General features: G+C 63.0%; 12 protein-coding genes and 1 pseudogene. 9 read left to right on the forward strand and 4 right to left on the reverse strand.

Annotated elements, in window-relative coordinates:
• Positions 1-75 precede the first annotated feature (75 nt).
• Entirely contained in the window at positions 76-888 is an 813-nt protein-coding gene (locus ACTHLA_RS08660; RefSeq protein WP_440187423.1) for a hypothetical protein, read from the forward strand.
• A 56-nt stretch (positions 889-944) separates the two neighbouring features.
• Here the strand turns inward: ACTHLA_RS08660 and ahcY are convergent, their stop codons facing one another.
• Positions 945-2336: an adenosylhomocysteinase gene (gene ahcY / locus ACTHLA_RS08665; protein ID WP_440187426.1), complete on the reverse strand. Its 1392-nt coding sequence runs from the start codon at positions 2334-2336 to the stop codon at positions 945-947.
• 164 nt (positions 2337-2500) lie between these two features.
• On the opposite strand from ahcY, the gene bioB reads away from it, so the two are divergent.
• The 6 genes and pseudogenes from bioB to ACTHLA_RS08695 all read left to right on the forward strand — a co-directional run bounded on the left by bioB (position 2501) and on the right by ACTHLA_RS08695 (position 8253).
• Positions 2501-3484, forward strand: coding sequence for a biotin synthase BioB (gene bioB, locus ACTHLA_RS08670; RefSeq protein ID WP_440187429.1), 984 nt, complete (start codon positions 2501-2503; stop codon positions 3482-3484).
• A 45-nt stretch (positions 3485-3529) separates the two neighbouring features.
• Positions 3530-3796, forward strand: a complete 267-nt coding sequence (locus tag ACTHLA_RS08675) for a type II toxin-antitoxin system ParD family antitoxin (RefSeq protein WP_440187432.1) — start codon at positions 3530-3532, stop codon at positions 3794-3796.
• A complete protein-coding gene (locus ACTHLA_RS08680) occupies positions 3793-4083 on the forward strand; it encodes a type II toxin-antitoxin system RelE/ParE family toxin (RefSeq protein WP_440187434.1) in 291 nt (96 codons plus the stop codon). The genes ACTHLA_RS08675 and ACTHLA_RS08680 overlap by 4 nt, the downstream gene beginning before the upstream one ends.
• A gap of 76 nt (positions 4084-4159) precedes the next feature.
• Positions 4160-5656: pseudogene (locus tag ACTHLA_RS08685) on the forward strand (AMP nucleosidase).
• Positions 5657-5852: 196 nt separating this feature from the next.
• On the forward strand, positions 5853-7235 hold the full coding sequence (locus ACTHLA_RS08690; protein ID WP_440187437.1) for an anthranilate synthase component I family protein: 1383 nt from the start codon (positions 5853-5855) through the stop codon (positions 7233-7235).
• A gap of 94 nt (positions 7236-7329) precedes the next feature.
• The gene (locus ACTHLA_RS08695) at positions 7330-8253 is read left to right on the forward strand and encodes a TraB/GumN family protein (RefSeq protein ID WP_440187440.1); all 924 of its coding nucleotides are present in this window, start codon (positions 7330-7332) and stop codon (positions 8251-8253) included.
• Here the strand turns inward: ACTHLA_RS08695 and ahpF are convergent, their stop codons facing one another.
• The 3 genes from ahpF to ACTHLA_RS08710 form a co-directional block, all read right to left on the reverse strand.
• The gene (ahpF, locus tag ACTHLA_RS08700; RefSeq protein WP_440187443.1) at positions 8254-9849 is read right to left on the reverse strand and encodes an alkyl hydroperoxide reductase subunit F; all 1596 of its coding nucleotides are present in this window, start codon (positions 9847-9849) and stop codon (positions 8254-8256) included. It lies immediately after the preceding gene.
• 164 nt (positions 9850-10013) lie between these two features.
• A complete protein-coding gene (gene ahpC, locus ACTHLA_RS08705) occupies positions 10014-10577 on the reverse strand; it encodes an alkyl hydroperoxide reductase subunit C (protein ID WP_440187446.1) in 564 nt (187 codons plus the stop codon).
• Between the two features lie 98 nt (positions 10578-10675).
• Positions 10676-11212, reverse strand: coding sequence for a carboxymuconolactone decarboxylase family protein (locus ACTHLA_RS08710; RefSeq protein WP_440187449.1), 537 nt, complete (start codon positions 11210-11212; stop codon positions 10676-10678).
• Between the two features lie 126 nt (positions 11213-11338).
• On the opposite strand from ACTHLA_RS08710, the gene ACTHLA_RS08715 reads away from it, so the two are divergent.
• Positions 11339-12277, forward strand: a complete 939-nt coding sequence (locus ACTHLA_RS08715; protein WP_440187452.1) for a hydrogen peroxide-inducible genes activator — start codon at positions 11339-11341, stop codon at positions 12275-12277.
• Positions 12274-12684 (forward strand): hypothetical protein, encoded by a 411-nt coding sequence (locus ACTHLA_RS08720; RefSeq protein ID WP_440187455.1) that lies wholly within the window; start codon positions 12274-12276, stop codon positions 12682-12684. The genes ACTHLA_RS08715 and ACTHLA_RS08720 overlap by 4 nt, the downstream gene beginning before the upstream one ends.
• Positions 12685-12686: the final 2 nt, after the last annotated feature.

Raw genomic sequence — 12686 nt, forward strand, 5'->3', positions numbered from 1 at the left:
CGCCGAAACATCGACGGCGGGCTTTTTTGAAGCCTTAGACTTAAGCAGTCAGGCTGATCGTGAAGCGGGGGAGTCATGTACAAAATTATCGGCGTCACTTGCGCGATACTTGCCCTTGTTGCGCTGAACAGCGCCTCGGCAAAGCCGTCCGCAATGTCGGTGCGTGAGCAACAGACAATCACGATCAAGGGCGTCAAGGAAACCTGGCGACTGGTCTGGATCGGCAAACATCTGCCTGTATGCGACGCCAAAGACGTCGATATGGCCCTGACCTGTCCGTGTTCAGGGCTTGCCTATGGCGAATATGGCAATCTCTGGCTGGTCCGAACCCGCAATGGCCGCGAAGTCGAACGCATGGATTTGCGACCGCTATTCGGTCATTTCGACTATCCCTACGCAGATAATCTGAAGGGAAAGGCGGCCTTACAGACATATCCCGTTCAGGAAGCTGATTTTGGGCGTGCTGAAATGAACGATCCGAAGCTTGCGGCTGACATCAGACGCCGCCCCAAGACGTCGATTATGCATTTTGCGGATTTCGACCGGGACGGACACGCCACGGAATTTTTGCTGCAAATCGGAACATTGCCCTGCGGCAAGCTACAATATGCCGCCGTCGGCGTTTCGACAAAGGATCCACATCTTCATGCCTTTCATGCCGTCAATAAACCCGACACGCTATTGGAAATGCCGCTGCCCGCCTGGCAGGCCCTGTTAAATACCGCGAGTCCAACGAATCTTGTCGTTTGGGAATGTGGCGATCACGGCAGCGAGGTTCAAAGCCATTTAATCATATCGGCTCGCAATGGTCGCATCAGGGCGCAGGAGAAAGACATTCGCTGCTCATCCCTTCCCAAAGAGCGCGGCTATAGGAATGGCGCTCATTAGCAAAAGAAAAGCGACGCACCGGAATGCGCCGCCTAACTCCTCTCTTCGCTAAAAACTTAGTAGCGATAATGCTCCGGCTTGAACGGGCCTTCGACCGCGACGCCGATATAGTCAGCCTGCTCCTTGTTCAGCACGGTCAGTTTCGCGCCGAGCTTTTCCAGGTGCAGCATGGCGACTTTTTCGTCGAGGTGCTTAGGGAGCGTATAGACCTTCTTGTCGTAGTGCGAACCGCGCGTCCACAGCTCGATCTGAGCCAGGGTCTGGTTGGTGAACGAGGCCGACATGACGAAGGACGGATGGCCGGTCGCGTTGCCGAGATTCACTAGACGGCCTTCGGACAGCACGATGATCTTCTTGCCGTCCGGGAATTCGACATGGTGGACCTGCGGCTTGATCTCGTCCCACTTGTAGTTGCGCAGGGCGCTGATCTGGATTTCGGAATCGAAGTGCCCGATATTGCAGACAATGGCGTTGTGCTTCATCTCGCGCATGTGCTCAAGGCGCAGCACGTCCTTATTGCCGGTGCAGGTGACGAAGATGTCGCCCTGGCCCGCGACCTCCTCGACCGTGCGCACCTCATAGCCTTCCATCGCGGCCTGAAGCGCACAGATCGGGTCGATCTCGGTGACGATGACGCGCGCGCCGCCATTGCGAAGCGAGGCCGCCGAACCCTTACCGACATCGCCATAGCCAAGCACGATCGCGACCTTGCCGGCCAGCATCACGTCGGTGGCGCGGCGAATGGCGTCCACCAGCGATTCGCGGCAGCCATAGAGGTTGTCGAACTTCGACTTGGTCACCGAGTCGTTGACATTGATGGCCGGAAACGGCAGTTCGCCCTTCTGCGCCATGGCGTAGAGGCGATGCACGCCCGTGGTGGTCTCTTCCGACACGCCGGTGATCGCCTTGGCGATGGCCGAATAGAAGCCGGGCTTGTCCTTCAGGTAGCGCTTCATGACGGCGTAGAGCGCTTCTTCTTCCTCATTGGTCGGATTGTTGAGGATCGACGGGTCTTTTTCGGCCTTCGGACCCAGCACGCACAGCAAAGTCGCGTCGCCGCCATCGTCGAGGATCAGGTTCGGATAGCCGCCATCATGCCATTCGAAAATCTTGTGCGCATAGTCCCAGTATTCCTCCAGCGTCTCGCCCTTGACCGCGAAGACCGGCGTGCCGGTGGCGGCGATGGCGGCGGCGGCGTGGTCCTGCGTCGAGAAGATGTTGCACGACGCCCAGCGCACCTCGGCGCCCAGCGCCTGCAGCGTCTCGATCAGCACCGCCGTCTGGATGGTCATGTGCAGCGAACCGGCGATGCGCGCGCCCTTGAGCGGCTTGTCCTTGCCGAACTCTTCGCGCGTGGCCATCAGGCCCGGCATTTCGCCTTCGGCGATCTCGATTTCCTTGCGGCCCCACGGAGCCAGAGAAAGGTCACGGACGATATGGTCAGCCATGGGCGGGAATCCTGTTACGAATGAGATTTTCGCCCTTATAGCGGCTCAAGGCCCATTACGCAATAAAGACATAAACATATCTTTATATGAAATAAGCAGCACAACCTATCCTGTTTGACCTCCTCATCGCGGGGCGCTAAGTCAGCCGGACAAGGAGACCTTCCATGCCCGACACCCTGCATACTGTCACCCTGCGCCACGACTGGACGAAGGCCGAGATCGCCGCCCTGTTCGACCTGCCTTTCATGGAACTGGTCTATCAGGCCGCCAGCGTGCATCGCCAGAGCTTCGATCCGTCCGAAGTGCAGCTATCGCAGCTTCTGTCGGTCAAGACGGGCGGCTGCGCCGAAAACTGCGGTTACTGCTCGCAATCGGCGCATTTCGACACCGGTCTGAAAGCCTCCAAACTGATGCCGGTCGATGAGGTGCTGGCCGCCGCGCAGGCCGCGAAGGACGGCGGGGCGCAGCGCTTCTGCATGGGCGCGGCGTGGCGCGAACTGAAGGACCGCGACGTTCCGGCCCTGACCGAGATGGTCAGCGGCGTCAAGGCGCTGGGGCTGGAGACCTGCATGACGCTGGGCATGTTGCGGCCCGAACAGGCCGTCGCACTGAAAGAAGCGGGGCTTGACTATTACAACCACAATCTCGACACCTCGCCGGAATATTACGACTCCGTCGTCACGACGCGCAGCTACGCCGAACGGCTCGACACCTTGCAGGCTGTGGCGGATGCGGGCATGAAGACCTGCTGCGGCGGCATTCTGGGCCTGGGCGAAAGCCGCGAGGACCGGGTGTCCTTCCTCCATCAGCTCGCCACCTTACCGCACCATCCCGATTCCCTGCCGATCAACAATCTGGTCGCGGTATCCGGCACGCCGCTGGGCGAGCGCGCGCAAAAGGAAGGCGGGATTTCGGGGCTGGAATTCGTGCGCACCGTCGCGGTGGCGCGCATCGTCTGCCCCAAATCCATGGTGCGCCTGAGCGCGGGCCGCACCGAAATGAGCGAGGAACTGCAAGCCTTGTGCTTTATGGCGGGCGCCAACTCGATCTTCGTCGGCGACCAATTGCTGACCACGCCGAACCCGGAACGCGGCACGGACGCACACCTGATGCGCGAACTGGGCCTGCGCCCGATGACGATGACTTGAGATTAAAGGATTTGCAGCCTACACTCCGCAGCAGGAGCCAATGTCATGACCAAACCCGTCTCCCTGACTCTCGATGATCAGGCCGCCGCCTTCCTTGAGGGCGAGGTCAGGTCTGGACGCTTCGCGACGCAAAGCGATGTTGTGCGCGCGGGTTTGCGGCTTCTGGAGGACCAGGAAGCCAAACTCAGCGCTTTGCGCGCCGCGCTCGATGAGGGCGAGGCCTCTGGCTATTCGGCCGATTTCGACTTCGATGATTTTTTGGCGGGCCGCCATCTGGACTTCGCGCAAAAGATTAAGGCCCGCAAGGCTTGAAACGCCTCATCCTGTCTCATCGCGCCCAGATGGACTTGGCCGCCATCTGGGACTATTCTGCCGAGCATTGGTCGGCAAGCCAGGCTGACGCCTATGTGACCGCCGTCCGGGAGGCCTGCGACGACCTTCTTGAAGGACGACGCAAAGGGCGCAGGACGGACCTTGTCAAGCCGGGCTATTACAAATTCAATGTCGCCTCGCACACCCTCTATTTCCGCGTCGAGATGGAATCGTTGATCATTGTTCGTATCCTGCATCAAAGCATGGAGCCTGACGCTCGACTTTAGGCCGCAATAAAAATTCACATATCGCCCGATTGGCGAAGCGTTTGCGGTCGTGCTACATATGATCATGAACAAACCGATGAAACCCAAGGACGCGACGCCGCTTTCCGCGTCGCAAGCCGTCGCCCATCTCCGCGACATCTACAATCAGGCCGTCGCCCATCTGCAGGCCGATCTGCACGCCTATCTCGAAGACCGCGCCCTGCCGTCAAAAGCGCAGCGCGCCGCCGGACGCTATTGCTATCCCAAGCTGACCGTGATCTGGCGCGGCCAGCACGACGCCGAAGACGAGGCGCTGATCCAGCACAACCGCCACCCTCAGGTGAACCGCGCCTTTGCGCGCTTCTCCCGCCCCGGTTCCTATTCGTCCTCGATCACCCGTCCTGACATTTTCGGCGCCCATATCGAGGAGCAGCTCGAGCTGATGATCCGCGACTACGGCGCCGAGGTCTCGGTCAGCGTGTCGGATCAGGAAATCCCCTATCCTTACGTGCTGGACGGCGCGGGGCTGGATCTCAACAGCGTCTCGGCGCTCGATCTGGCGCGGCATTTCCCGGCCACCGAACTGGCCCTGATCGGCAACGAGGTCGCCGACGGCCTCGACATCAAGGACGCGCAGGGCCATCATCCGCTGGCCCTGTTCGACGGCCTGCGCACCGACTTCTCGCTGGCGCGGCTCAAACACTATACCGGCACGCCCGCCGAACACACGCAAAGCTACATATTGATGACCAACTATCATCGCTATGTCGATGTGTTCGTCACCTATGCGCTGGAGCAGTTGCGCAGGCCCGACAGCCCCTACACGGCGCTGTCGTGCTGCGGCAATTTCGTGGTCACCAGGGATACGCCGAACCCGGAGGAGCTGATCGCCAATTCGCCGTGGCGCAAGCATCAGATGCCGTCCTATCACCTGCTGGCCGAAGGCCGTCAGGGCATTTCTCTGGTCAATATCGGCGTCGGCCCGTCCAACGCCAAGAACATCACCGACCATCTGGCCGTGATGCGCCCGCACGTCTGGCTGATGATCGGCCATTGCGGCGGTTTGCGCCCGTCGCAGAGCATCGGCGACTATGTGCTGGCGCACGCTTACCTGCGCGACGATCATGTCATGGACGACGTGCTGCCGCCGGAAATCCCGATCCCGCCGATCGCCGAAGTGCAGCAGGCCCTGAGCCAGGCCGCCGTCGCCATCACCGGCGAGGACGGCGATGCGCTGAAAAAGCGGCTGCGCACCGGCACGGTGGTGACCACCGACGACCGCAACTAGGAACTGCGCTACACCTTGAGCGCCCTGCGCTTTTCGCAATCGCGCGCGGTGGCCATCGACATGGAGTCGGCGACCCTGGCCGCGCAGGGCTATCGCTTCCGCGTGCCTTACGGGACGCTTCTGTGCGTGTCGGACAAGCCGCTGCACGGCGAACTGAAGCTTCCCGGACAGGCCAACCATTTCTATGAACGCGCCATCCGCGAACATATCGACATCGGCATCGAGACGATGAAGATCCTGCGCGGTTTCGGGCCGAAGCTGCATTCGCGCAAGCTGCGCGCCTTCGACGAGCCGCCGTTCCGTTGATGTGTACGATGTTGGATAAAAATCAGGAGCGATAACGCGGCAGACCTGCCGAAGCGCTAATCGCTCCTGATAAGTTTGATCAATGGACCTCCATCCATAGGCTTTGAAATCCGGTCCGCAGATGCGGCGCCCAATATCAAATCCTGTTCACCATAATGGCGGGCGCAGGCGCCACAATCGAATCAAGTTGCTGTGAATGTTATCCTTTTTACGTGATCAGCCTGAACCCCTAACGCATCTGGCGCAAACGCGGCTGGACGCCAGCGATTTTCACGCCCGCATCGCCGCCTGGTTCACGCACGATCACGCCTGCGCGTTACTGTCCGACGGCAGACGGTTCGGGCGTTACAGCTATCTGACCGCCGTGCCGGACGTGCAGGACGCGGTCACGCATGACGCCGACGCTGACATCGCCGGTCTGCTGCGCGCCGCCTGCGCGGCCTCCGGCGAAGATATCGGTTATTTCACCGGCGGCGTGATCGGGCTGGCGGGGTTCGAGTTGGGCGCGCGGCTGGAAAATTTGCGCCGCCGTCCATTCCGCATCGAAGGCGGCGCGGCCTGGCCGGACCTGTTGCTGCTGCGCTATCCGGCGGCGCTGGTTTTCGACCATCAGGCGCACAGCCTGATCATTTGTGGGCGCGGCGCCGATCCGCAGCGCGCACGGGCGGCGATGCAGAAGCTGACCGCGCTCTATGAGGCGACGCCGCAGGCGCCCGTCCATGAGGGCGCCTTTCTCGACGGCGCGCTGCAATCGGAAACGCCCGACGACGCGCACGAGGACAAGGTGGCCGCGCTGGTGCAGCAGATACATGCGGGCGACCTGTTTCAGGCCAATCTGGCGCGCGGCTGGACCGGCGCCTTACGTGACGGCCTGACGCCCGGCGATCTGGCCGCCGCCCTACATGCGCGCGGTCCGGCGCCGTTCGGCGGTTACCTGCGTTTCGGGGATCGCGCCATCGTCTCCAACAGCCCGGAACGCTTTATCCGCCTCGACGCCGACGGCGTCATGGAGACGCGCCCGATCAAGGGCACGCGCCCGCGCGGCGCGACGCCCGAAGACGACGCGGCTCAGGCCGCCGACCTGATGGCCAGCGCCAAGGACCGCGCCGAGAATCTGATGATCGTCGATCTGATGCGCCACGACCTGTCGCGCGTCGCCGAGATCGGCAGCGTCGGGGTGGATGCGCTCAATACGCTGGAGAGCTATCCCAATGTGCATCATCTGGTGTCGTCGGTGCGCGGGCGCCTGCGCCCCGGTCTGAACGCGGCGGACCTGCTGCTGGCGACCCTGCCCGCCGGTTCGATCTCCGGCGCACCCAAGGTGCAGGCGATGAAGGTGATCGCCGAGATGGAGGCGGCGCGCGGCCCCTATTGCGGTACGCTGTTCGCGCTCGACGTCGGCGGGGCGATGGAGTCGAACGTGCTGATCCGCACCCTGGCCTGCGAGTCTGGCCCTGATGGCTGGCGCATCCGCGCGGCGGCGGGCGGCGGCATCGTCGCCGACAGCGACCCGGTCGCCGAGCGCATGGAAACGGAGACGAAACTGTCGCTGATCCGCGCGGTGCTGGAAGGAAGGTAAGGGCAATCACTCCGATAGCCGCACGGCGGAGCGCCGCCTTTCCGCCTGACTTGAGAAAGTTGCGCGCGTAACGGCAAATCGCTAAAAAGCGCCTATGCGTCTCTGTCTTGTCATGGCCGTCCTGATCGGGGCGGCCCTCTTTCATCGTCCTGCCGCCGCCGAGCCGCAGATCACCACCGTCATCGTCCGTTCCGAGCCGGGACCGGCGCTGTGGAAGGCGACGCGCGGCGGGGCGACGGTGTGGATTCTGGCCGCGCCCTACGAAACGCCGGAAGGGTTAAGCTGGGATCAGCAGCGCGTGCGCCGCATCCTGCGCACCGCCAAAGCGCTGATCCTGCCCGTGCAGGCATGGAGCGATTCCGCCGGGGAGAAACGCTGGCGCGAGCAATCCGTGCTGAAAGGACAAAACCTGCGCGACGTGGTCTCGCCCGCGACCTACAGCCGTTTCCAGGCCGCCGTGGCGCGCGAAGGCGTGACGCCGATGCGCGATTACGCAGGGCTATTGCCGGTGCGCGCCGGATCGAACTTTTATGACCGCTTCCGCCACGATCATCATATCCGCAATCTCGATGTGCTGGATGCCGTCAACCTGCTGGCCGTGCAGGCGCGCGTGCCGGTGAAGCAGGCCAGCTTTGCCCGCAGCAACTTCATCACCGACCAGTGGCTGACGATGAACGCGGCGCAGAACGAGGCCTGCCTGACCGAATTTCTCGACGCCGCCGATTACGATCGGGCCACCTTACCGCAGGCGGCGCAAGCCTGGGCGCAGGGCGATGTGACGACTTTGCTGGCGACCTACCGCGCTCCGGCGGGTCAGGCCTGCGACATGGCGCTGCCCGGCTGGCGCGCGGCCTATGACAATGACTATGTCGGCGGGATGGCGCGCGCGATTGACGAGGCGCTCAAAACGCCGGGAGACACCCTGGCCGTGGTCGGCCTGCCTGAGCTTCTCAGCGCCAACGGGGTGCTCGACCGGCTGAAGGCCGCCGGGACGGAAGTGACCGCCCCGGCGCAGTGATCACTCCGCCGCCAACGGTTCGGCGGCCAGGGGCGTGCGGATCAGATGATCGAAGGCCGACAGCGCCGCCTTGGAGCCTTCGCCCATGGCGATGACGATCTGCTTATAGGGCACGGTCGTACAGTCGCCCGCCGCGAACACGCCGGGGGCGGAGGTTGCGCCGCGCGCATCGACCTCGATCTCGCCGTGCTTCGACAGGGCCAGCGTCCCCTTCAGCCATTCCGTATTCGGAACAAGGCCGATCTGCACGAAAATGCCGTCCAGCGCGATGTCGTGCGTGACGTCATGGATGCGGTCCTTATAGGTCAGGCCGGTGACCTTCTCGCCATTGCCCGTGACCTCGGTGGTCTGGGCGTTGGTGATGACCGTGACATTGGAGAGGCTGTAGAGCTTGCGTTGCAGCACCGCGTCGGCGCGCAGCTCCGGCGCGAACTCCAAAAGCGTCACATGCGCCACAATGCCCGCCAGATCAATGGCCGCCTCGACGCCGGAATTGCCGCCGCCAACCACCGCCACGCGCTTGCCCTTGAACAAAGGCCCGTCGCAGTGCGGGCAAAAGGCGACGCCCTTGTTGCGATAGGTCTCCTCGCCCGGCACGCCCATCTGCCGCCAGCGCGCGCCGGTGGCCAGGATGACCGTGCGGGCCTTCACCCGCGCGCCGTTTTCCAGCGCCACCTCGGCCAGACCGCCGGGCTCCGAAGCCGGGGTCAGCTTCGTGGCGCGTTGCAGGTTCATGATATCGACCTCATAGTCCTTGACGTGCTGCTCCAGCGCGGTCGCCAGCTTCGGGCCTTCGGTGTGCGACACCGAGATGAAGTTCTCGATATCCATCGTATCCAGCACCTGACCGCCGAAACGCTCGGACAGAACCCCGGTGCGGATGCCCTTGCGCGCGGCATAGATGGCCGCCGCCGCACCCGCCGGACCGCCGCCGACCACCAGCACGTCGAATTCGGACTTGGCGTTGATCTTTTCGGCCTCGCGCTGATGCGCGCCGGTGTCGATCTTCGCCAGAATTTCCTCCAGCCCCATGCGCCCTTGCGCGAACGGTTCGCCGTTCAGCAGCACCGTCGGCACGGCCATGATCTTGCGATCCTCGACCTCTTTCTGGAACAGGGCGCCGTCGATGGCGACGTGTCTGATCTTCGGGTTGAGGATGCTCATCAGGTTCAGCGCCTGCACCACATCGGGGCAGTTCTGGCATGACAGCGAGAAATAGGTTTCAAAGCGCAGCTCGCCGTCGATCGGCAGGGATTTGACCTGCTCGATCACATCGGCCTCGACGCGCGGCGGATGGCCGCCGACCTGCAACAGGGCCAGCACCAGCGAGGTGAACTCATGCCCCATGGGCAGGCCCGCAAAGGTCACGGCCACATCCGATCCGGTCCGCACGATATCGAAAGACGGAACACGCGCCTCACGCGAACCGTTTTTTACACTCAGACTGACCTTGGCCGAGGCCGCCACGATGTCTTCGAGCAGGTCGAGCATCTCGCGCGACTTGGCGCCGTCATCGACATGCGCGATCAGTTCGATGGGAACGCGCAGATTCTCCAGATAGGCCTTTAATTGCGCCTTCATGCCTTGGTCGAGCATGGCTTGCTCCTTAAATTTTCAAGGGATTCATTGTCCATATTCAGGCTCCGCAAAGCCTGCATAAGGAAAATGTGAAAAGCGCCCGCAGGGCCGCCCCCAAGGGCGCTTTTCTCAACTTCAAAGAGGGTTCGTGGGGGAAAGACTGTTTCCCCCACGCCTTCGATTTAGATCTTCCCGACCAGATCGAGCGACGGGGCCAGGGTCTTTTCACCCTCTTCCCACTTGGCCGGGCAGACCTCGCCGGGGTGCGAGGCGACATATTGCGCGGCCTTGACCTTGCGCAGCAGTTCGGTGGCGTTACGGCCGACGCCTTCGGAGGTGATTTCCATGAACTGGATGACGCCGTCCGGATCGACCAGGAAGGTGCCGCGGTCGGCCAGGCCGACGCCCGGACGCATGACGTCGAAATTGTTGGTCAGCGCGCCCGACTGGTCGCCGACCATGTAATAGTCGATCTTGCCGATGGCGGGCGAGGTGTCGTGCCACGCCTTGTGCGAGAAGTGCGTGTCGGTCGAGACCGAGAAGACTTCGACGTTCAGCTTCTGCAGTTCAGGATAGATGCCGGCCAGGTCTTCCAGCTCGGTCGGGCACACAAAGGTGAAGTCGGCCGGGTAGAAGAAGAAGATCGACCACTTGCCCTTGGTGTCGGCGTCGGAAATATCGACAAACTTGCCTTGCTTGTAGGCGGTGGCCTTGAACGGCTTGATGGCGGTGTTGATGAGGGCCATGAAGGGATCTCCTTAGGGGTTGGTGGTGATGCAATGCAAAAACCATATTCATCGCAATAGAGCAAATCTATTTTATTTTATTTTCTCATAAATTAAATTTATGCAAGCGCCGCCGCGGCCTCGGCGCGCACGACCGCCGAAATCGCGTGGACGACCGAGGCGATGCGCAGCGCGGTCTGCACCTGCAAAGCGCCGACGCCATGATCACGCAGCGCCTTTTCGTGGCTGTCGAGGCACAGGCCGCAGCCATTGACCGCCGACACCGCCACGCACCACAGCTCGAAATCGATCTTGTCCACGCCCGGATTGCGCAGAATGTTCATGCGCAGTTTCGACGGCAGGGTCTCATAGTCCTTGTTCCGCATCAGGTGCAAAGAGCGGTAATAGATATTGTTCAGTCCCATGATCGCCGAAGCCGCCTTCGCCGCCGCCACCGCCTCAGGCGTCAGGATATCGGCGACATGCGCCTCCAGCGGGCGGATGACGCCCGGAACGCCGACGGCGTGGGCGCAGGCCAGCATGGCGCCCCATTTCTGTTGTTCGCTCAGGCTGGAATCGTCGGCCAGCGCGGTCAGGTTCTGCGTCAGATCGCGGGCATAGGCGGGCAGGGCGGCGTACAGGGCGTCGAGCGGCATGGGTCGTCAGGTCTTTCCGGGCTGGGGTCGTTCAAAATCATGATTTTGCGCGCGATTTCACCGCCGTGAAACAAAAATCCAATTTTGCTTTTTGGCGTTTGCATAAATCATGCTTATGTAAGCGCCATGCTCCCGACCCTGCGCCAATTGCAATATCTGAAACTGCTCGCCGAACATAAGAGCTTCATGGCGGCGGCGGAAGCGGCCTATGTGTCGCAGCCCGCCCTGTCGTCAGGGATTGCCGAGCTGGAGAAGATTCTGGGCGCGCGGCTGGTCGATCGCTCGCGCGGGCAGGTGATCCTGACCCCGGTCGGCGAGGAGACGCTGAAGCGCGCCGAGGAGATACTGGCGCGGGCCGAGGATCTGGTTGAGGCGGCGCATGGCGCGGGCCGTCCGCTGTCGGGCCGCTTCCGGCTCGGCGTCATTCCGACCATCGCGCCTTTCCTCTTGCCGAGGGCGCTGCTGCGGCTGCGCCAGACCTATCCCGATCTGCGCCTGTTCCTGCGCGAAGACCAGACGGCGCGGCTGATCGGCGCCCTGCGCAGCGGCGCGCTCGACGCCGCCGTCATCGCCCTGCCGTGGGATCTGAACGGCCTCGACCACGCCTTTGTCATGCGCGACGAAATCCTGGCGGCGACGCCGAGCGGCCACCCGCTGGCCCAGGCGGACAGCATCGCGCCCGAAGCGCTGAAGAACGAGGAAATGATCCTGCTGGAGGACGGCCATTGCCTGCGCGATCACGCCCTGGCGGCCTGTTCGTGGACGGCACCGGGCGGGACGCAGGAATCGCTGGCCACCTACGCCGCGCGCCCGGATTCTCTCGGCGGCGGCTTCGCGGCGACCTCGCTGAACACATTGGTGCAGATGGTCGGGTCGGGCCTCGGCGTCTCGCTGCTGCCCGCCATGGCGGTCGAGGCCGGACTGGCGCGCGAAGGCGAGGTCTGCGTGCGCCCGCTGGCCTCGGATCATGCCTTCCGCGACATCGCCGTTGTCTGGCGCGCAGGCTCCAGCCACGCCGCCGAGGCGCGACTGCTGGCCGACCAGTTCAAGGCCGATGCGGCATGAGGCGCCGCGTCCTGTTCGCCTGCCTGCTGCTGACGGCCTGCTCAAAGCCTGCGCCGCCGCCGCAACAGCAGGCCGCCGCGCCGCCGCAACCGGCCCCCGCCTACGATCCGTGGCCCGGCAAATATGAGGGCGATCTGATGGTGCGGATCTCGCCGCTCCATCGCGTCACCCTGATCACCGCCAAAGACGCCTGCACCGGCGATGCGGGTCTGGCGGGCGGCGCGCCGTCACAGCAGATCGCAGACAACCATCTGCGCGTCAGCCTGACCAGCAAGGACACCGGCGCGGTCTGCTCGGTCGATATGCTGCAGACCGGCGACCGCCTCACCGTCTCGGAAAGCGGCGACTGCACGGCCTGGCATGGCGCGGCCTGCCCGTTTTCCGGCGCAGCGACGCGGGTGAAATAGCT

Source organism: Asticcacaulis sp., from assembly GCF_051956075.1.
GTDB lineage: Bacteria > Pseudomonadota > Alphaproteobacteria > Caulobacterales > Caulobacteraceae > Asticcacaulis.

What these genes read in the sequence shown, in the direction of transcription:
- ACTHLA_RS08660 (WP_440187423.1), top strand. Translation starts at nt 76, where the DNA reads ATGTACAAAATTATCGGCGTCACTTGCGCGATACTTGCCCTTGTTGCG.
- ahcY (WP_440187426.1), bottom strand. Translation starts at nt 2,336, where the DNA reads ATGGCTGACCATATCGTCCGTGACCTTTCTCTGGCTCCGTGGGGCCGC.
- bioB (WP_440187429.1), top strand. Translation starts at nt 2,501, where the DNA reads ATGCCCGACACCCTGCATACTGTCACCCTGCGCCACGACTGGACGAAG.
- ACTHLA_RS08675 (WP_440187432.1), top strand. Translation starts at nt 3,530, where the DNA reads ATGACCAAACCCGTCTCCCTGACTCTCGATGATCAGGCCGCCGCCTTC.
- ACTHLA_RS08690 (WP_440187437.1), top strand. Translation starts at nt 5,853, where the DNA reads ATGTTATCCTTTTTACGTGATCAGCCTGAACCCCTAACGCATCTGGCG.
- ACTHLA_RS08695 (WP_440187440.1), top strand. Translation starts at nt 7,330, where the DNA reads ATGCGTCTCTGTCTTGTCATGGCCGTCCTGATCGGGGCGGCCCTCTTT.
- ahpF (WP_440187443.1), bottom strand. Translation starts at nt 9,849, where the DNA reads ATGCTCGACCAAGGCATGAAGGCGCAATTAAAGGCCTATCTGGAGAAT.
- ahpC (WP_440187446.1), bottom strand. Translation starts at nt 10,577, where the DNA reads ATGGCCCTCATCAACACCGCCATCAAGCCGTTCAAGGCCACCGCCTAC.
- ACTHLA_RS08710 (WP_440187449.1), bottom strand. Translation starts at nt 11,212, where the DNA reads ATGCCGCTCGACGCCCTGTACGCCGCCCTGCCCGCCTATGCCCGCGAT.
- ACTHLA_RS08715 (WP_440187452.1), top strand. Translation starts at nt 11,339, where the DNA reads ATGCTCCCGACCCTGCGCCAATTGCAATATCTGAAACTGCTCGCCGAA.
- ACTHLA_RS08720 (WP_440187455.1), top strand. Translation starts at nt 12,274, where the DNA reads ATGAGGCGCCGCGTCCTGTTCGCCTGCCTGCTGCTGACGGCCTGCTCA.